At 60.7% G+C, this 19,841-nt stretch carries 16 protein-coding genes and 2 tRNA genes; 13 read left to right on the top strand and 5 right to left on the bottom strand.

All coding sequences use genetic code 11. The features are described 5' to 3' along the window. The first annotated feature begins 62 nt into the window (after positions 1–62). The 6 genes from VVD49_RS07390 to VVD49_RS07365 all read left to right on the top strand — a co-directional run bounded on the left by VVD49_RS07390 (position 63) and on the right by VVD49_RS07365 (position 7,093). On the top strand, positions 63–1,274 hold the full coding sequence (locus VVD49_RS07390) for an MFS transporter (protein WP_327598494.1): 1,212 nt from the start codon (positions 63–65) through the stop codon (positions 1,272–1,274). A gap of 255 nt (positions 1,275–1,529) precedes the next feature. Beyond that, the gene (locus tag VVD49_RS07385) at positions 1,530–3,827 is read left to right on the top strand and encodes a DUF3141 domain-containing protein (RefSeq protein WP_327598493.1); all 2,298 of its coding nucleotides are present in this window, start codon (positions 1,530–1,532) and stop codon (positions 3,825–3,827) included. A 24-nt stretch (positions 3,828–3,851) separates the two neighbouring features. Then, positions 3,852–4,796, top strand: coding sequence for a phosphate acetyltransferase (locus VVD49_RS07380; RefSeq protein WP_327598492.1), 945 nt, complete (start codon positions 3,852–3,854; stop codon positions 4,794–4,796). Further along, positions 4,793–5,980 (top strand): acetate/propionate family kinase, encoded by a 1,188-nt coding sequence (locus tag VVD49_RS07375; RefSeq protein WP_327598491.1) that lies wholly within the window; start codon positions 4,793–4,795, stop codon positions 5,978–5,980. The genes VVD49_RS07380 and VVD49_RS07375 overlap by 4 nt, the downstream gene beginning before the upstream one ends. A 12-nt stretch (positions 5,981–5,992) precedes the next feature. After that, complete coding sequence (gene fabI / locus VVD49_RS07370) at positions 5,993–6,775, top strand: enoyl-ACP reductase FabI (protein WP_327598490.1); 783 nt, start codon at positions 5,993–5,995, stop codon at positions 6,773–6,775. A gap of 63 nt (positions 6,776–6,838) precedes the next feature. Beyond that, positions 6,839–7,093 (top strand): hypothetical protein, encoded by a 255-nt coding sequence (locus VVD49_RS07365; protein WP_327598489.1) that lies wholly within the window; start codon positions 6,839–6,841, stop codon positions 7,091–7,093. Between the two features lie 87 nt (positions 7,094–7,180). On the opposite strand, the gene VVD49_RS07360 is transcribed toward VVD49_RS07365, so the two are convergent. From VVD49_RS07360 to VVD49_RS07350, 3 genes are read right to left on the bottom strand one after another with little or no spacing between them, the layout of a single operon-like run. Next, positions 7,181–9,355 carry an FUSC family protein gene (locus VVD49_RS07360; protein ID WP_327598488.1) on the bottom strand — a complete coding sequence of 725 codons (2,175 nt, stop codon included), beginning with the start codon at positions 9,353–9,355 and terminating at the stop codon, positions 7,181–7,183. A gap of 44 nt (positions 9,356–9,399) precedes the next feature. Further along, a complete protein-coding gene (locus VVD49_RS07355; RefSeq protein WP_327598487.1) occupies positions 9,400–9,777 on the bottom strand; it encodes a hypothetical protein in 378 nt (125 codons plus the stop codon). Positions 9,778–9,830: 53 nt separating this feature from the next. Next, entirely contained in the window at positions 9,831–12,446 is a 2,616-nt protein-coding gene (locus VVD49_RS07350) for an EAL domain-containing protein (RefSeq protein WP_327598486.1), read from the bottom strand. Between the two features lie 189 nt (positions 12,447–12,635). Here VVD49_RS07350 and VVD49_RS07345 point away from each other — a divergent pair, with 189 nt between their 5' ends. From VVD49_RS07345 to VVD49_RS07315, 7 genes are all read left to right on the top strand, one after another. Next, positions 12,636–13,223 (top strand): hypothetical protein, encoded by a 588-nt coding sequence (locus VVD49_RS07345; RefSeq protein ID WP_327598485.1) that lies wholly within the window; start codon positions 12,636–12,638, stop codon positions 13,221–13,223. 472 nt (positions 13,224–13,695) lie between these two features. Beyond that, a complete protein-coding gene (locus VVD49_RS07340; RefSeq protein WP_327598484.1) occupies positions 13,696–14,193 on the top strand; it encodes a hypothetical protein in 498 nt (165 codons plus the stop codon). Next, positions 14,180–14,905, top strand: coding sequence for a hypothetical protein (locus tag VVD49_RS07335; RefSeq protein WP_327598483.1), 726 nt, complete (start codon positions 14,180–14,182; stop codon positions 14,903–14,905). The genes VVD49_RS07340 and VVD49_RS07335 overlap by 14 nt, the downstream gene beginning before the upstream one ends. Before the next feature lie 146 nt (positions 14,906–15,051). Beyond that, positions 15,052–16,032 carry a reverse transcriptase family protein gene (locus VVD49_RS07330; protein ID WP_327598482.1) on the top strand — a complete coding sequence of 327 codons (981 nt, stop codon included), beginning with the start codon at positions 15,052–15,054 and terminating at the stop codon, positions 16,030–16,032. Positions 16,033–16,063: 31 nt separating this feature from the next. Then, the gene (locus VVD49_RS07325; RefSeq protein WP_327598481.1) at positions 16,064–16,837 is read left to right on the top strand and encodes a hypothetical protein; all 774 of its coding nucleotides are present in this window, start codon (positions 16,064–16,066) and stop codon (positions 16,835–16,837) included. 103 nt (positions 16,838–16,940) lie between these two features. Beyond that, positions 16,941–18,299, top strand: coding sequence for a replication initiation factor (locus VVD49_RS07320; protein ID WP_327598480.1), 1,359 nt, complete (start codon positions 16,941–16,943; stop codon positions 18,297–18,299). A gap of 216 nt (positions 18,300–18,515) precedes the next feature. Beyond that, positions 18,516–19,577, top strand: coding sequence for an integrase (locus VVD49_RS07315; protein ID WP_327598479.1), 1,062 nt, complete (start codon positions 18,516–18,518; stop codon positions 19,575–19,577). 24 nt (positions 19,578–19,601) lie between these two features. On the opposite strand, the gene VVD49_RS07310 is transcribed toward VVD49_RS07315, so the two are convergent. Together VVD49_RS07310 and VVD49_RS07305 are read right to left on the bottom strand one after the other, a co-directional pair. After that, positions 19,602–19,677 (bottom strand) — tRNA-Lys (locus tag VVD49_RS07310). 73 nt (positions 19,678–19,750) lie between these two features. Then, a tRNA-Lys gene (locus VVD49_RS07305) sits at positions 19,751–19,826 on the bottom strand. Between the last annotated feature and the right edge of the window lie 15 nt (positions 19,827–19,841).

Below are 19,841 nucleotides of genomic sequence, written 5' to 3'. Positions count from 1 at the left end.
ACCAAACTGCCGGCTTGTCTGATGACTTTGTGCTGTGCACAGGGCGCGACTAAGATGCGTTCATGCTTCCTTCCCGCCCCGGCAGTGCCCTGACGCGCGCGTTTGCCCGCGTCAATCCGCAGATCTTTTCCTTGATTGCCGTGTCAGTACTGGCCCACGTCACCATGTCCGGTGGCCGCGTCAGCGCCTCGCTGTTCGCACTCCAGCATGGCGGTTCGGGATTCAGCGCCGGTATCGCCTACAGCCTCTATGGCCTGCTGCCCGCCCTGCTGTCGCTGCACATGGGGCGCTGGATCGACAGGATAGGCCCGCGCATCGTCATGCGCAGCAGCCTCGTGGTCATGATTTTCGGTCTGTCGCTGCCTTACCTCTGGCCAATCCTGCCCGTCATCTTTGTCAGCGCAGCCCTGTGCGGTTTTGGTTTCGGCACCTACATGCTCGCTGCCAATGTGTCGGTGTCGTACATGGCCTTCAAGCACGAGGGCGACCGCATCGGCATGATCGGCTGGCTGCAGCTCGGCAACTCCGTATCGTCGGTGGTCGGCCCGACCCTGGTCGGCGCGGTCATCGACAATCACGGTTTCAGTCAGGCCTTCGGCACCCTCGCGCTGATCGTGCTGGGCAGCCTTGTCGTCTCCTACCGCGTGCATCTGCCCGATGGCACGCGCGACGCCAATCGGGGCGAGGGCGGCCAGAGCATCGTGCGCACGGTGTTCACCAACCCGCGCCTGCTGCGCATCTACCTGCTGGCGATGACCGTGTCGCTGTCCTGGGATGGCTTCAACTTCATGGTGCCGGTGCTCGGTCACGAGCGCGGCTACTCCGCCACCACCATCGGCATGGTGCTCTCAGCCTTCGCCGTAGGTACTTTCGGCATTCGCGCAGCCCTGCCCTGGCTGTCACGCCACCTGTCCGAGTGGCGCATGCTGTGCCTGTCCTTCGGCCTGACGGCACTCGTATTCTTCCTGCTGCCTTTCGCCAGTTTCAGCTTCCTGCTGGCCGGCCTGGGCTTCCTGTTCGGTCTGGCCGCAGGTGTGGGCCAGCCCAGCATCCTCAATCTCATCTACCGCGCCATGCCTGCTGGCAAGGCCGGTGAAGGTGCGGGGCTGCGCGCCATGATGGGCAACTTCATGGGCCTCACCGGGCCCACGGTGTATGGCAGCATCGCAGCCCTGTTCGGCGCCGTGCCGGTATTCCTGCTGATCGGCTGCATCATGAGCATCTCGAGCTGGCAAGCACATCATGGCTATCGCAGCAGCGTAGCCAGCGCCTGAGCCTCTCTGCGATGCCAAGCGGGTACGGCTGACCCTCTCGCGTCCGGCCCGCCCCCCTCGGCCATTCACGTTGCACTGCAGCGAAAGGCAGGGCTAGAATGAAGCCTCGAAAACGCCACCAGTCTGCGCTGCTGCCAGCGTGACGGGGCGTCTGCGGGCTGCCGGCATGGCACCGGCCTGTCATATGACTGCCATCCCAGCCTGTTCGAATGCTGCGTTGCACTGAATCCGCGAACCTGTTCCGAGGAATACGAGATGCCCCAGACATTCAACACCGAGGCAAGCGAGCTGGCAGTCAAGCCGATGCTGGATCTGATGCAGGCATCGATCTTTGCCACCCAACAAAGCATGCAGGGCGGCCTGCAGGCCTGGGGCATGGTCGGCGAGTACATGACAGATGTCGCGCAACGCACCGTCCTGTTCTGGGATGTCATGCGCCAGCGCAGCGAACAGTATTACGAACAGAAGGCGCAGGCTGTCCCGCATGTGCTGAGTTTCGAGTCGGAACTGGTGCTGGACGCGCGCACTTTCGACAAACCCGTCAACTACGGGCTGGTACGTGTCATCCCCCCCGCAGGCACCCTCATCGACCCGCTCAAGCGCCCCTTTGTGGTCGTCGACCCACGCGCTGGTCATGGGCCCGGCATCGGCGGCTTCAAGGCCGACAGCGAACTCGGCGTGGCCATGCGCGCCGGCCACCCCTGCTACTTTGTCGGCTTCTCGCCAGCCCCCATGCCGGGGCAGACGATAGAAGACATCATGTATGCCGAGGCGCGCTTCCTCGAGAAGGTGATCGAACTCCACCCCGATGCCGATGGCAAGCCCTGCGTCATCGGCAATTGCCAGGCCGGTTGGGCGGTCATGCTGGTAGCGGCGATCCGGCCCGAGCTGTTCGGTCCCATCATCGTTGCCGGCGCCCCCCTGTCGTACTGGGCCGGCGTGGAAGGCGAGAACCCGATGCGCTACACCGGCGGCCTGTCGGGCGGCAGCTGGGTGGCAGCGCTCGCCAGCGACCTTGGCAATGGCAAGTTCGACGGCGGCTATCTGGTCGAGAATTTCGAGAAGCTCAACCCCGCCAACACCTTGTGGACCAAGAGTTACAACCTGTGGGCCAAGGTCGACACCGAGGCCCCGCGCTACCTCGAGTTCGAGAAGTGGTGGGGCGCACACGTCAATCTCAACGCCGAGGAAATCCAGTGGATCGTCGACCAGCTGTTCGTCGGCAACCGCCTTGCCACGGCGGAGATCGTGACGCAAAGAGGTGACCGGGTCGACCTGCGCAATGTCCGCTCGCCCATCGTCTGCTTCTGTTCCAAGGGTGACAACATCACGCCGCCACAACAGGCGCTGGGCTGGATTCCCGATCTCTACGCCACGGATGACGACATCTCCGCCTGCGGCCAGACCATTGTCTATGCCGTGCATGAAAGCGTCGGCCACCTCGGCATTTTCGTCTCCGGCGGCATCGCCAAGAAAGAGCATCAGGAGTTCGCATCGAACATCGACCTGATCGATGTCCTGCCGCCCGGCCTTTATGAAGCAGTCATGACACCGCGCACCGGGAAGGAAGCCAACCAGGACCTGATCGTCGGCGACTGGATCGTGCGCTTCGAACGCCGCACGCTGGATGACGTGCGTGCCATCGTCCAGCCAGACCCGGAAAACGAGCGCCGCTTTGCTGCCGTCAAACGCATCTCGGAAATCAATCTCGCGCTCTACCGCAGCCTGCTGCAGCCCTTCGTGCGTGCCTCCATCAACGAGCAGACGGCGGAGTGGCTGCACAAGCTCAATGCCGCTGAACTGCCGTTCTCGCTGTTCTCCAGCAAGAACCCGTTGATGCCACAGCTGGCCGACCTTGCCGAGCAGATTCGCACGCAACGCAGCAAGGCCTCGCCCGACAATCCGCTGGTGAAGTTCCAGGCGCTGCTGTCGGACAGCATCATTGGCACGCTCGACAATTATCGCGACCTGCGCGATGCGCGTCAGGAGCGGCTGTTCATGTCGATCTACAGCTCGCCCGTACTGCAGGCACTGGTCGGCTTGAGCCCTGAGGATGATGTCCCGCGGCGTCGACCCGGCGATGAGCCGGAACGCCTCGCGTTCATCGAAAAACGCATTGCGGACATCAAGGCCGGCATTGCCAAGGGCGGTCTGCGCGAAGCCGCCATCCGCAGCCTGGTCTATATCGGCATGGCCGGCACCGGTGTCGATGAACGCGCCTTCAACGTGCTGACCGCGATTCGCGCCGAGCACGATGGCATGACGCTCGAGCAGTTCAAGGACACCCTGCGCGAACAATTCTTCTGCCTGTCCTTGGCACCCGAAGAGGCACTGGCAAGCCTGCCGAAAATGCTGCCGGCGGACAAGGCCGCGCGTGCCAAGGCACTGGACATCATCCGCAAATGCATCCATGCCGCGGGCGAAGCGACAGGTGCTCGCGCGGAGCGTCTGGCAGAGATCGAGCAGATCTTCAACGTCGGCGCCCAGGCGACAACCGAACCCGCAACCGACGCTCCGGCACGAGCCCCCAGGGCACTGCGCAAAGCCGGTTAGCAGCACTCACCCACTGAGGGACGCATGCCAGACAAGCACAAGAAATACGAGCGGTTGATCGCCCGCTGCAAGGCCCTGTCGCCAGTCACGACAGCCGTCGCGCATCCCTGCGACGAAAGCTCCCTGCGAGGCGCCGTCGAAGCTGCGGGCATGGGCATCCTGCACCCCATCCTGGTGGGCCCGCGCGACAAGATCGTGGCGGTGGCCGCGCAGTTCGACATCGACATCACGCCTTACGAAATCATCGACGCACCACACAGCAATGCCGCAGCCGAGCTGGCCGTGCAACTGGCGCGCGAGGGCAAGGCCGAGATGCTCATGAAAGGCAGCCTGCATACCGACGAATTGATGGGCGCCGTCGTGAAAAGCGCCACCGGCTTGCGCACAGGCGCGCGCATCAGCCATGCCTTTATCATGGACGTACCCAAGCTCGACCGGGCCATCATCATCACCGATGCGGCGATCAACATCGCACCGACGCTGGAAGACAAGAAACACATCATCCAGAACGCGATCAACCTGTCGACCGCGCTCGGTTTTCCTAACCCCAGGGTCGCCATCCTGTCGGCCATGGAGACGGTCAATCCGGCCGTGCCGTCCACCATCGAGGCTGCCGCGCTGTGCAAGATGGCCGACCGCGGGCAGATCACGGGCGGCATTCTCGACGGCCCGCTGGCGCTGGACAACGCCATCGATCTCGACGCCGCAAAGATCAAGAAGATCGAGTCGCCGGTGGCGGGCAAGGCCGACATCCTCATCGCGCCCGACCTCGAGGCCGGCAACATGCTGGCCAAGAGCCTGACTTTCATGGCCGATGCAGATGCTGCCGGCATCGTGCTCGGCGCACGCGTGCCCATCATTCTCACCAGCCGAGCCGACTCGGTCATGACGCGTCTCGCCTCGTGCGCAGTGGCGGCACTCGTCGCCCAGTCGCGGCGCGAAAGCGCCAGCAAGGCAGTGCCGGCATGAGCGACGCCATCCTCGTCATCAACGCGGGCTCGTCCAGCCTCAAGTTCTCGGTCTTCCTCGAAGCGGGTGCCGCACTCGAGCCCTGTCTCGGCGGCCAGCTGGAAGGCCTCTACACCGCCCCCCGCTTCAAGGCAAAAGACGCGGCAGGCAATGTCATCGGCGACAAGCAATGGCCTGAAGGCGAGGCCCTTGGCCACGACGGTGGCCTGATGCACCTGGCGGGCTTCCTGCGCGAGCAACTCGGCGACCACACTCTCGCCGCGGTCGGCCACCGTGTCGTGCATGGCGGGCTCGACTACGCTGCGCCCTTGCTCATCAACAGCGAGATCGTCGCACAACTCGACAAGCTCGTACCGCTCGCGCCCCTGCATCAACCCAACAACCTCAAGCCGATCCGCCTGCTGCTGCAGAACCGGCCAGAGCTGCCACAGGTGGCTTGTTTCGACACCGCCTTCCATCGCGCCCAGCCCGCTGTCGCCCAAGCCTTTGCCCTGCCCGCCGAGATCACCGATCGCGGTGTGCGCCGCTACGGCTTTCACGGTCTCTCCTACGAATACATTGCCTCGGCCCTGCCCGAGATCGACATGCAGGCGGCACACGGCCGCAGCATCGTCCTGCATCTGGGCAATGGCGCCAGCATGTGTGCCATTGCCAACGGCCAGAGCGTCGCCAGCACCATGGGCTTCACGGCTGTCGACGGCCTGCCGATGGGCACGCGCTGCGGCAATCTCGATCCAGGCGTCGTGCTCTACCTGATGGATGAGCTGAAGATGGATGCACGCGCCATCGAGAAGCTGATCTACCAGCAGTCCGGCCTGCTCGGCGTCTCCGGCATTTCCAGCGACATGCGCGCCCTGCTGGAATCCACCGACCCGAAGGCCGCCTTCGCGGTGGAGCTGTTCATCTACCGCATCGCCCGCGAACTCGGTTCGCTCGCCGCGGCACTCGGCGGGCTCGATGCGCTGGTGTTCACGGCAGGCATCGGCGAGCACTCGGCAGCGATCCGCGAGCGCGTCTGTCGCGCGGCGGCCTGGCTCGGCGTGGAACTCGACGCCACCGCCAATGCTGCAGGCCAGTCACGCATCAGCACGCCGGGCAGCAAGACAGCGGCATGGGTCATCCCCACCAATGAAGAGCTGATGATCGCCCGCCACACCCGCAATATTCTCGACACCCTCCGTTAAGGAACGCGCCACATGACCGCCGAAACCACCCGCCCCATTCTCGCTGGCAAGAAAGCGCTCGTCGTCGGCATCGCCAACGATTCCTCCATTGCCTACGGCTGCGCCAAGGCCTTCAAGGAACTGGGCGCCGACCTGGCCGTGACCTATCTCAACGAGAAGGCCAGGCCCTATGTCGAACCACTGGCCACCGAGCTTGGCGCGGACATCTTCATGCCGCTCGATGTCAGCCAGCCGGGCCAGCTCGAAACAGTCTTCGAGCAGATCACGAAGCAATGGAACCATCTCGACATCCTTGTGCACTCCATCGCTTTCGCCCCCAAGGAAGACCTGCAGGGCGGCTTGCTCAACTGCTCGGCCGAGGGCTTTGCCAAGGCCATGGACATCTCCTGTCACTCTTTCGTGCGCATGGCCAAGCTGAGTGCGCCCCTGATGAAGGAAGGTGGCGCGATGTTCGCCATGAGCTACCACGGCGCCAATGAAGTCGCACCGAACTACAACGTCATGGGCCCGGTAAAGGCCGCACTGGAGGCTTCCTGCCGCTACCTGGCCTACGAACTCGGTCCGCAAGGCATCCGCGTGCACCCCATCTCGCCCGGCCCGCTCAAGACGCGCGCCGCTTCTGGCCTCAAGGACTTTGACCTGCTGCTCAACGAAGCCGCCCAGCGCGCCCCGCTCGGTGAGCTGGTAGACATCATGGACGTGGGCTACACCTGCGCCTTTCTCGCCACGCCTTATGCGAAACGCCTGACGGGCGGCACGATGTATGTGGACGGCGGCGTGAACATCATGGCGTGAGGCAGTTTCTCGCGCGAACGCCAATACCTGCATTGACGAAGAACGGATATCGGGAGAAAGATCATGACGCGACTCTTGCTCAGCAATATTGCCCCTGGCACTTCGGAGGAAGACGTGGCGGAGTTCCTTACGAAATATGGATTCCCAGCTTTCGACACGCTCGAGCACGTCACCGGTGATGACTCGCGCCCGTCCGTCATCCTGACTTTCGGGGACGCCAGCATCAACACCCTCACCAATCTGCAGCCACGCATCCACGGTCTCTACTGGAAAGAACGGACCCTCAGCGCGCAGGTCATGCACGACAGCTTCGGCTGAGCCAGCCGACGTCGCGGTGGGTCTTCCGTCAGCATCGCGGCGGTATTCCTGATGGGCGAACCCCGCTCGAGAAAGAAAAGCCCGGCCTCAATCCGGACTGCGCACGAGCAGGTTGTCCCCCAATCGCGCCATGCGGTGCGCAACAAGCACGCTGAGGTCGAGGCGTCTCTGCAGCCAGGGCAACAATGCGGCGGCAGACAGGACGTCGTCATTCACGGCCCAGACGGTATCCACCGTGTCGTCAGCATGCGGCTGATCCGCGACGGGACCCAACACAGGCTTCGTCTCATCGATGGCGAGGACACGCTGCAATTGCTGACAGGTGTGCTCCAGCAGGGGCTCAACTGCGGCCTGCTCCAGATCGGCGATGCGACGTATCAGCAGGAGTCGTGTCGAAGCCAGGTTCGCCAGCAGCAGGCGCGCCTCGGCCAGCAGGTCGGAGAGCTTTTCGACAGAGAGCTGTACCTGTTTCGGCTCGGCCGCCGTGCGCGTCGCCACGCCCGCCAGTGCAATCAAGGAATCGTAGGCATCGCGCCGCGCGAGGCGCAGCGGCAGGTCGGAATCCCGGCTCTCCGGCCAACGCATGACCTGCTCGCCGAGCGCAAGCAGGCTCTGCTTCACGCGATTCACCGCAAGCGGCAGGCTGCGACGCTCCCAGAACGGCAGCACGTAGCTGAAGCCCCAAGCCAGGGCGGCACCGAGGATGGTATCGGCAAGACGTTCGGCAATCACAAGATGCGCCCCGGCCTCGGGCAAGTGGATCTGCAGCAATGCCATCGTCGTGGCGGCAGTCGCGGTGACGAGATAGCGCACCATCACGAAGGCATGCGCGACACCCGCCACCACGAGAAACGCCAGCGTCGAAAACCACGGCCACTCCAGTTGCATGAGGACCAGCGTCAGCACGCAGCCGAACACCGTGCCCAATATGCGGAAATTGCGACGCGCCAGGGTCTGCTCGAGATTGCCGCGCAGCACGACTGCCACGCTCAGCACCAGCCAGTGCGGGTGCGAAGACCACGGCAGGTGCAATGCGATGAAATAGGCACAGCCCAGCGCCAGACCGACGCGCAAGGCGTGCCGCAGGATGGGCGAGCCAAGATGCAGATGCGCGCGCACGGCCGCCAGTGGCCAGCCTTCCGGCGAGACAAACAGGCGCAGGTCCTCGGGCGTCGGCAAGTCACCGTCGGCCTCGCCACTCAACCAGCTTTGCAGCGCGGCAACGTCCTCGGACATATGGCGCGAACGCGCGAGCAGGATGGGGAGCAACACATGGCCGCTGTCCGCATGCAATACGCTCAGCTTGCGCAGGGCTTCGAGACCGACCGAATCGTGTCGCGCAGGCGTATCGCCCGTCGGCAGAGGCGTGTCGAAGCGCAAGGCCTCGGTCACCTCCTCCAGCGTCGCCGCCATCCCTGTCAGGTGGGATGCCAATGCGGCTCGCAGCCGCGTGCCGAAGGCATCGTCCTGCAGCAAGCCCATGTCGAGCTGGCTGGCCAGCAAGGTGTCGCGCAGATCGAGCAGGCGCAGCAGCATGCCGGTCTCGCGGCGCACCTGCTCGCTGACGGGCGCGGCAAAGATGAAGTCGCGTGCCGCCTGCAGGCGCTCGGCCAGTGCCACCTCGTGCTGGACCAGCGAGCGCAGCAGGAGCGCCGCCTGCGGCGTGCGGGCTGGCGGCGTGCTCACATGGTTGGCCGCACCGCGCAGCAGCAACGCGGTGGCCGCCAGCGCTTCCGCCAAGGCCAGTTGGCGATAGCGCGCCTGCAACAGGCGGGACATGCTCATGGCCCAGGCGAAGTAGAGCCCCGCCCCGAGCAGCATCTTGCCGGTCATCTCCAGCATGGGCAGCCCGATGGGGATCGGCGGCATCGCCATGGTGAACACCAGCGCCAGAATGCCGACGAAGGCCTGCGGGCCCGCGCGCGGCCCCCACGCCAGAGTCATTGCCAGCACAAAACCTATCGTTGCCGTGAGCAGCCCCAGCGCGATCGGGAAGGGCCGCAGCAGCATGACCAGCACGGCGCATACGCTACCGATGACAGCTGCCGGCAAGATGCGGCGCCAGGCCCGGTCGGGAATATTGGGTTGGTCTGCGAGACTGGCGTAGATCGCTCCGCTACTGGCGGCAAACGCTGCTGCCATGCCTGCCCATGCACCCACCAGAAATTGTACGAGGCCGATACCCACTGCCACGGCAATGCCGTTGATGGCGTAGGCGGGCAATGCATGCAGAAGGCGTGTGTACGCGAAAGGCATTTTCATGCGTATGGAATTCCAGAAAGGGTAGCCGGCATTTCCGGTATGCGTCAGTGCGGCGCATTGCGTTCGCGCACGATGGGCAGCACGAACTTCACCGAGAAGCGCCAGCCATCGGACGTCGAGCGCAGGATCAGACTGCGCGAATGCGCGCCCTCTTCGAAGGTCGGGCCGTCGTCGAGCAGTTGAACGGCGCCCACGCCGGAGATCACGCAAGCACCGGGCAAGGTCACGAAGGCGGATTCGGATGCGGCCAGCACGAACTCACCGGCGCTCGACTCGGTGCAAGTGAGCCCTTTGCGCAGCGAAGCCGGATCACGCCGCCAGTCCTCGCGCAGTTTTTCCAGGCCACGTTGCAGTTCATCGGTCATGTTGATGGCCAACACAACTTCACGCGATCTCGCGTGTGACGATTTTGCGTGTGACATGCCGTGGCTCCGCAGTTGGGTCGCTGAAGAGTAGCGCCTTTTGGCGGCGCCCGTCACGCCAGCTGGAAGAGTTGCCCGAAGGCCTCGGCTGGCAAGGGTTTACTGAACAGGTAGCCCTGGTAGTCGGTACAGCCCTGGTTGGCGAGAAACTCTCGTTGCGCCTGGGTTTCCACACCCTCAGCAATGACGCCGAGGCCGAGACTCTGCGCCAGCACAACGATGGCCCGCGCAATGGCAGCGTCATGCGGATTGCTGAGGATGTCACGCACGAAAGACTGGTCGATCTTCAGCTGGTACAGCGGCAGGCGCTTGAGATAGGTCAGCGAGGAATAGCCCGTGCCGAAATCATCCAGCGCGAAGGACACGCCGTGCACTTTCAGCGCCTCCATCTTGGCGATGATGTCTTCCACATCGTCGGACAACATGCTCTCGGTGAGTTCGAGTTTCAGTCGGTGCGGGTCAGCGCCGGTTTCCTCGAGCACGGCCAGCACCTCCTGCACGAAGCCGGGCTGGTGGAACTGCCGCGCACTGACGTTCACTGCCAGCGACAGGTGGGCCAGCTCCGGCTGGCGTGCCCACGCCACCAGCTGATTGCAAGCCTCCGCCAGCACCCATGCACCGATCGGCAGGATCAGCCCGGACTCCTCGGCCAGCGGAATGAATTCGGCAGGGCTCACCATGCCACGCTCGGGATGACGCCAGCGCAGCAGCGCTTCCGCACCGGTCACGCGGCCATTGCCGTCCACCTGCGCCTGGTAATGCAGCAACAACTCTTCTTGTTGCAAGGCCTGGCGCAGGTCCGCATCGAGCGTAATGCGCGCCGTCACCGTGGCCTGCATGTGCGGGTCGAAGAAGCGCAAGGTGTTACGCCCGGCCGCCTTGGCGGTGTACATCGCCATGTCGGCATGGCGCAGCAGGTCGTCGACGCTGCTCTCGCTGCCGCCCACCAGGGTCACGCCAATGCTCGAAGTCGTGTGGTGTTCGCGCCCGTCGAGCACGTAGATCTCGCGCAGCGTGCGCAGGATCTTCTCGCCGAGCAGCTCGGCGTGCGCGGCAACCGCGTCGGCCTGTTCGCCGATGTCCTCGAGCAGCACGACGAACTCGTCGCCACCGAAACGCGCCACCGTGTCGCTGTCACGACAACACGCCCGCAGGCGGCGCGCGACTTCGCACAGCAAGAGGTCACCCTTGTCGTGCCCTTGCGCGTCGTTGAGGAATTTGAAGTGGTCCAGATCGATGAAGAGCAAGGCACCCATACGCTTGCTGCGCGCGCTGGACGTGACCGCGTGCTGCAGGCGGTCGAGCAACAGGCGGCGGTTCGGCAAGCAGGTCAGGCTGTCGAAGAAAGCCAGCTGGCGGATCTCATCTTCCGCCGTCTTGCGCTGCGTGATGTCGCGCGCGATACCCAGTACGCCGATCAGTTTTCCCTCGGCATCCCGGAGCGGCGTCTTGATCGTTTCGAAGAGACCGCGGTACTTGTCGCCCGCAAAGGTGAGCCACTCTTCATTGACACTGGGGCGGTCGGCCAGCGCGGCTTTGCGATCATTCTCGCGGAAGAAGTCCGCCAGCTCCTGATCGACGAAATCGTAGTCCGTCTTGCCGATGATTTCGCGCTCCGGCACGCCAAGGAAACGCTCGAAAACCGGATTGCATTCGAGGAAGACCCCCTGCGGATCCTTGAGCCAGACCATGTCGGGAATCGTCTCGACCAGGGTGCGCAGGCGCGAACGCTCGCGGTCCAGCTGGAAGGTGCGCTGCTTGACCTGGCGCCGCAAGGTGACGCCCCACAAGACCAGTACCGAGCCGACCAACAGCGCTGCGAGCGCACCGTACCCCAGCATGCGGGCATAGTGGGAGCGCTCGGCACCGCGCCCCATCCACTTGTCATGCAGTGCATTCAGCTCGGACTCGCTGATGGTTGCGAAGCCCTTCTCCACGAGGGCCAGTGTTGCGGCATCGCCCTTGTGAACAGCGCGATGGAATGCGCCGGACTCGAGCTCGAACGCCTTGTGGAACTCGCCCTCCACATGCTCGCGGTAAAGCAGGTAGTTGGCCGGCGGCTCATCCATGCAGAACACCCGCACCTGCCCGCCCGCCGCAGCGCGCACCAGCGCTTCGTAACTCGGGTACGGCAGAAGATTGGCGGCCCCTGCTTTCTCCAGTGCGCCGATACACGCGTCACCCGCCTTGACGCCAACCAGGAAGCCGCGCAGGTTCTCCAGATTGGTGATGCCGCCAATGCTGACGTGATTGAAGATCGCCACGGGAATCTGCGCATAGGCCTTGGTGAAATCCATCGAACGCTCGCGCTCCGGCGTCTGGAAGATCGTGTCGATGACGTCGGCCTCCCCCGTCGCCATGCGCATCTTGGCAAGATCCCAATCCGTCGCGACCAGATCCACGCGAATGCCGGTCTTTTGCGACCACAGCGCCCACACATCCACCAGATAGCCATTGAGCTTGCCGCGCGAATCGCGGAAGACATACGGCGGGTAGTTGTCATCCATCGTCACGCGCAAGGCGCTGGTCGCGGCGGGCGCAGCCTGCGATGGCGGCGCAGCGAACCCCGGAGTGCCGGCGAGAAACAGCGTGCAACACACGAACAGACGCACCAGGCATGCATACGGGCCTGGCAGGGAGACAGCGCGCGAATGAGTGGCTCTATGCATGGACGGCTTGTCGCGCGTAAGGATCGAACGGAAACGGAAAGGCCGGAGGCCGGCCCGTGCAGATGTTATCGACGATAAACCGGCATCGCTTGAACAGCTCCGTCCCCTGCCGGAGCCCAATTCCGGCAGATAAAACCCTGTTCCCGGAATGGCGCGCAGTTTTGACCTTTGCCCGATCGCCACCTAAGAATGAAACTGGTGCACGCCCTGTCACCCGCCATGGACGCCCTTTCCAGCCTCTCCGCAATCAGCCCGCTTGTTGCCCCGGCGACAGTCACGGCTGTGGCCGCCAATCGGGCAGCGACGGAAACCAGCGCCGCCCCGGAAGCATCGGTCCAGACCATATTCTCCGACTTCGCGCGCCAGTTACTCGCCCAGCAGAACACCAGCACAAACCGGGGCATCAACGACGCTCTCGCCAGAAACCTGCTCAGCCCGACCCTCAGCTATGTCGCGGGTGGCCAGCTCTACACCTCGGCCGGTCTGCTGCAGCAATACGCAACTTCGCAATTCCTGTCGCAACTGGAGAACAATCGCCTCGATCAGCAAGCCGATGGCAGCACGACGCTGGAAAGCACGGGCTTCTCGTTCCTCGGCAACAGCAGTAGCCGATCGATCCGCAGCATCCTCGACGCCTATGAGCAAGTCTCCCTGCTGGGCGGCCTGTCTTTCATCGGCGGCAAGCAAACGAGCAACCCGACCGACACGACGGCACCTCAACCCGTTGTCAGGTCGAGCAGCGCCTATGCCAGCACAAGCGTCGAGGCGAGCGCGTAAAGGAACAAGGGGAAATTCGGGGGAAGAAATGAAAAAGCCCAGTCCGGGGACTGGGCTTTGCATTTTGGTGGGGGCAGTAGGATTCGAACCTACGACCTACTGATTAAGAGTTTCGCATCTTATTGTTTTTATTGACATTTTAGCCCGCCCTCGCTCGCCAAAACCCGTCAATACTCGCCGCTTCTGTCACGTTCCCATCACGCGACAGGCCTCACGTGTTATCCACGGGGCCGCCGACGGCTGCCTCAAACAAGCCTGAGGAGAGCGGCCCGGTGGGTAACCCGTGCGCCCCCCTCTCGATTGCCGCACAACCCCATAGGCATGCACTTATTTTGCGGGCATGATCACTTCCGGAATTGCCTGCCGCGAATTTGACCGGTAGATAGCCCAACAGTCACTAGAGCGTCGCCCTGCTTTCGCCACAAGAGGAAAATCGGGTCGGCTAAACCAATAACGCCAACGGAAATAAAACATGGAAGTTGTCGCTCAATATTTAAGGCAGGAGGCTCTAAGCAGAGCCTCGCCTGAGCGAGACACGTTTGGACGTTCAGCATTTAATCGTTACTACTACGCAACCTTTCTGACTGTGAAGCGCGGAATATCTGCCTTACGTCCAGAGTGGGCTGGAAATATCCCTCACGCGGACATCCCCAATATGTTGCGTGGTGCAATAAAGGAATCGTTGGGCAAAGGTCGGAAGCGAGCGCTAAGGGCGGGGGACTTTGAACTTGAGAATCTTTGCGCACGAGCAATTTCGGCAGCCGAGGATTTAGCGAAAGTCATGGAGCAAGGAAAGGCAACACGTGTTGCTGCTGACTACCATCCAGACATACTTGTCGATTTTTCAGGTGAGCAGCCTTTTTATCTGAATAAAGTCAGCGTTCACGTTGCTAAAGACTGGCCTTTTAGGGCGAGAGCGTTTTTAGATACGATTTCACAGGCGTGGATGCAAGTTGATGAACGAAGATGAAATTGTTGCGTTACTAGCAAGCATGGGGATACCGGTTTCAGGGGCGATCATTGAAGATGTTGATCGCCCTTGCCATTTCTTTGTTCCGGTTACGGTTTCACGCGACTCTGACAACAAGCAAAGGCCGAGCAATATTTTGCTAAATACGGCACGTGTTGAGATTGGAAAGGCAGACGCGCACGTTGAATTTCTCATTGCGGATGAGAGAAATTACGACATCGAGGCTGGACTTCGCGCAACCGTTTTGCATAAATTTGGAGACCACATTAGAAATGTCTTCGTATCAACCAACGACCAAAACCCTCACGTTTGGCTTGAGACAAAGCGTGCGCTTGATGAAGAGAGTCTTCAGCCCATAAGGGATAGGGTCATTTTTTACTTAGCGCAGCTCGATATATCACCTGTCTCCATAAGACCGACGAGCGGGGAGAACCTTCCGAGCGTGTTCGTCTGCATGAGAGGAATACGTAGGCTTGCGCCTGTTCAGCTGTCTGTCCTGAAAGATTCTCTAGTCCAAAGCGGATTTACAATACCTTCTGATGATTGGCTGAAGAGACGTCTGGAGCTGATGAGAAAGGATGGAAAAATCGTTTGGCTAGCAGGCAACAAATATGCATTGTCAATGGAATCGATTCGCAGCTTGGGCACAACCAAGGATCGGTCTAGCCCCGACATAACACGCCTGCTTGCGCTTGCTAGACGCATAGAGTAACGTCACCTAGCGGGGGCTTCGGCGCGGGCGTGCATCACGCCCAATTTGCCAAGGTGTGGTTTAGAAGGAGACTGGAGAACTTGCCAGCGCTCCTTCGAATCACCGTCAAGTTCTCCAGTCTCTCTACGAAAGCTTTGCTTTGCTAAATGAAGCTCCCGCGCCCGTTTGTTGAATCCCGCTATTTCCAATTCTCGTCCCTGTCCGAGCTGAAGAAGGCTCTTGAAGGCATGGATGAGCCTTCCTTTGCTGAAATGCATCGGCTGGATTCATTGCAGCTTCCGCCAATTGCAAACGCTCAAGTTCTTGCGACGATGTTCGGGATCAACCCGGGCATCATCTGGTCATTTGTGACGCGGCCACAACAGCACTATCGTTCATTCTCGATTCCAAAAGGAAACGGGGTGCGCAATATCGACGCGCCTCGGGTTGCGCTAAAAGTGCTCCAGAAGTGGCTATCGATCCGGTTTCAAGAGGCATATTCGCCCCCTTCCCATGTTTTTGGGTTTATACCCGGAAGCTCTCACGTGAAGGCCGCTGCCATACACTGCGGCGCTCAATGGGTGTTTTCCATAGACGTGCAGAATTTTTTTCCAACTACCCCTTTTGGCCTTGTGGAGAGCTCTCTAGCGAGCTTGGGCTTCAACAATCAGACCTCCATCTTGTTAGCTCAGCTCTGTTGCCTCCATGGTTTCTTGGCGCAAGGCGCCCCAACCAGCCCCGTGCTTTCAAACCTGTGTTTTGGCGCAATAGACGCGAAGCTTGCTGAGTTTTCTCAGAAATACAATGTGCGTTTGTCTAGGTACGCCGATGACATTGTATTTTCTGGAATTGGCGCTTTTCCAGAGGGCTTGAAAGAGGAGTCGATTGGCTTGTTTGTCGGATCACCTTGGTGTTTGGCTGAAGGAAAAATTGAATTTTCATCGCTTCCAGACAGGCTGAAGGTTCATGGTCTTCTAGTGCATGGAGAAACGGTCCGCCTCACAAAAGGGTATCGAAATAAGCTACGTGCCTACAGCCATTTGATTCAAAAAAATGCGATTGACGGTGAAAACCTGAACAAGATAAAGGGGCATCTTATCTATGGAAATTATGTGGCGAACTTTCACTCGATAGACGAACACTCATAGCACCAACGCATCTCACGACTGCTATACACCTATGATGAAGGAGTATGGAAAACTCACCCGAGAGCAGTTCCAACAACTCGTTCGCCATTTTCACGGCTTTCGGGCACAGCGAATCGAGCTCGCAAAGGCAGTCAGCGAAGCCAATCCCGAGCGAATAGATATTTTTTTCAAGTCGGGGTTGATCTGGGCAGCAATGTACGAGTTTCCTTTAGTGGAACTGCTAGCGCGACTCATCGTCGGTGCAGGGGCGGGGGACTGGCTTCATGATCTCGCGAAAAGCGGCGACCCTCAGCAAGCAATCCTCGATGAGATGGACAGCGACCTAGACACGGACATTCAATTAGATGACGCGGCGGCTCCGCATTTTCTGGCGTTCATTATGGTAGCGGAGCGCAACATTGCTGCCATCGAACGCTATCACCGCTCCATGCATGCCTTGGTATCCGAAGCGAAGGCAGGCGATCTCGATTCGCTCTGCAAAGCTGTGACAATCGACCGTTCCGTGTTGGCGTGCCCTCCTATTGCCGCCATCATCACACGCGCACAATTCATGAACGACGCTGAATTGTTCAGGAAGCTGGGGCGAGCGTTGCAAGGCCCCTCCAAGAGAATCCAAAAGAGTCTGGACGACGTTCGCTTCGTCATGTTCGCGCTGAGGGATTTCGGTTTGACAGACATCAGTGATGCGAAGCTCAAGAAGCTGATTGTCGAAGAGCTTCGCATCTACAGACATTCAGACCCGCAGGACGCCACAAAGAGCTTGGGCAAGCAGTTTCGAGAAGCCAAAAAATACGCAACCACCTGAAAACGCAATTTGAGGTGGTCGCCTCGATCACCCGCGATGCATAACTTCCATATCCGTTCCGTGACGCCATTTCGGCACGTCCGGCGAACCGCAAGGAGCGGATATGAGCACCTCCAAAGGCCCGAACTCGGGCAAGCCTGTTTCTTCCATCCCCGCACAAGCCGAGCCGGCCGCGCAGCGGGCGGCCAGCCGCAGCGGCAGCGAGGAGGCCGACCGTGGCACGGCCGGCGTCAGGGATGCGGCGCCTAGTAACACAGCATCCAATTCCAGCATTGGGCCCTTCTTCAAGCCTTTGCGTTGGGGTGTTGATAGCCTTTACCTGTCTTTTGAAGGTGAGTTGAATCCCGAAGCTGAACGCGAGCTGAAGGAACTCAAGCAGGTTGCACAGTCGGCGGCAGAACATGAACAAGCCGGCGCACAGCTCGCACTCGGTGACCACCTGTTTGAAGTGAAGGACAAGGGCACTGGCATGTTCCCGTATGTCCTCGATGACAACGCCTTCCGCATCCAGTTATCAAGACGCTCCAAGCGCCTGCCAATGGCCTACGTAAAGGTCTCCTCGGCCTACCTCGCCCACAAGCCGACGCAAGCCGCAGAAGACGATTTGCAGCTCCTGCTCGGGCAGCTTGGCAAGATCACCGACTCCGCCAAGGTCAGCCGTATCGACCTGTACGTGGATTTCGTTTCGAATGTATCGATGGAGAGCTGGACGCGTGAAGCGTGGGTCACCCGTGCGTCGTCGGTGAGTGCCTACGCTGTAGAGGGCGAGTTCTCAGGTTGGGCCATTGGACAGGGCGGCGTCATGTCCTGCCGCCTCTACGACAAAACCCTTGAACTGGAGAAGAGCAAGAAATTCTATCTGCATAGCCTCTGGACTGATCGCGGATGGAAAGCTGGCGAGCGTGTATGGCGGCTGGAGTTCCAGCTACGGCGTGAAGTCCTCACACAGAAGGGGCTCTCCATGCTCTACACCACGCTCGAACACCTCAATGGCCTGTGGAGCTACGCCACCACCGAATGGCTCAAGCTGACGCTGCCAAACCCTGACGACAAAACGCGCTCACGCTGGCCCATTCATCCACTCTGGATCGCACTGGCGTCCATCGATTGGGAAAACGATGGCGGGCCACTCTCCAAACGCTTCGAAGCGACACGTGCGCCGCAGGACGCTTTTCTGTCTCGCACTGCGTTCAGTGCATTGACCAGCTACATGGCGCGAGAGGGCGAGTTCGATTTTTGGCGTGCGTGGTCACTCCTGCGCGAACTCGTGGAGGACTTCTACCGACGACGCGCCGATTTCGACGGCATACGCTTTGAGCAATACGTTGAAGAAAAAGTGCGCATCAAGGGCCGCAAGTTCAACACCATCGCTAACGCACCCGCCGTATCCGAAGAGGAGAAGGCAAGGCTCAAGACTGAGGCGTTCGAACGTGAGTACCGCAAGCAAACCCGAGGCGGCTAAACCGGAAGAGAGCGGCCTGCCCTTGCCCGCAGTGCGATGCCTGACCAAGGAACAGGCCGCCGGGTATCTCGGGATCGGGGTAACCCTCCTGATGGAACTCGGCGTGCCTTGCATCAAGCTGGGACGGCGCTGTGTGTTCGACAAGCTTGACCTGGATAGATGGCTTGAGGAACATAAGCAGCGCGAACGAGGGCGGGCCGGAAAGGAGAAAACCTTATGGCCCGAGAAAATGGCATCTATCGCCGACCGGATTCCCGGTTCTGGTGGATTGCCGCCACGCTTCCCAATGGCAAACGCATACGCCAAAGCGCTGGGACTGAAACCTACGAAGAAGCAAAAGCCCTGCTAGCCAAGCTCACGCTGGACGCATACAAGGCCGAGCACTTCGGGATCAAGCCTCAGCGCACATGGCAGGAAGCCGTGGTGCGGTATCTCTCGATCAAGGCGAAGCTTCGCAGCTTCAAGGATCTGCAGCGCATGTGCCGCGTGCTTGATCCGTTTTTGTACGACCTGACGCTGAACCAGATCACCGGGGACGTGGTGTGGCAGATCGTGCAAAGCGAGATGAAGAAAGGTAACAGCGCTGCAACGATCAACCGCTACTTGGCGCTCATGCGTGGCTTGCTGCGTATTGCGCGGGACGAGTGGCAGTGGATCGATAGCATCCCGAAGATTCGCCTGCTGTCCGGCGAGGTTGAACGGGACAGGTGGCTGACGCAGGACGAGGCAGACAGGCTCATCGCGGCCTGCCCTGCCCATCTGGCAGCGTTGGTGCGCTTTGCCCTAGCAACTGGATGCCGGGCGCGAGAGATTACCGGTCTGGAATGGGATCGAGTGGATTTGCGACGCAAGACCGCTTGGCTTAATCAGACCAAGAATGGAACGCCGCGAGGCGTACCGCTGAACGCGGATGCAATCGAGGTACTGACTGAAGAGCTGGGCAAGCATTCCCGGTATTGCTTCACCTTCCGGGGTAAGCCCATCGTCTTTCAAGTGACGAATACGGCGTGGGTGACTGCGCTCAAAAAAGCAGGGATCGAGGATTTCCGTTTCCACGATCTTCGCCACACTTGGGCGTCGTGGCACCGTCAGGCGGGCACGAGCTGCGATGAGTTGAAAGACTTGGGCGGCTGGAAATCTCGCCAGATGGTGGATCGCTACGCCAAGTTCGCGACAGAGAACCTCAGAAGCGCCGCAGCTAGGATCGAACGGGAGAAGCCGGACAACGTGGTGGAGTTAGTCACGTTTCTGTCACGCCCGGATGTGAAAAGGGCCTAGCCTTTCGGCTAAGCCCTTGAATTTTGGTGGGGGCAGTAGGATTCGAACCTACGACCTACTGATTAAGAGTCAGCTGCTCTACCAACTGAGCTATACCCCCAAGCGCGAGAGGCGCGATCTTACATTACTTCTGGCGTTTCTGAACCTCGTTGCCGCAGATTTTCACAGCAATCTGGTGGGTCGGGCGAGACTCGAACTCGCGACCAACGGATTAAAAGTCCGCTGCTCTACCGACTGAGCTACCGACCCGTTGCGGCCAACAAT

Source organism: Uliginosibacterium silvisoli, assembly GCF_036017035.1.
Taxonomy (GTDB): Bacteria; Pseudomonadota; Gammaproteobacteria; order Burkholderiales; family Rhodocyclaceae; genus Viridibacterium; species Viridibacterium silvisoli.
This window is presented reverse-complemented; position numbering and strand designations above follow the sequence as displayed.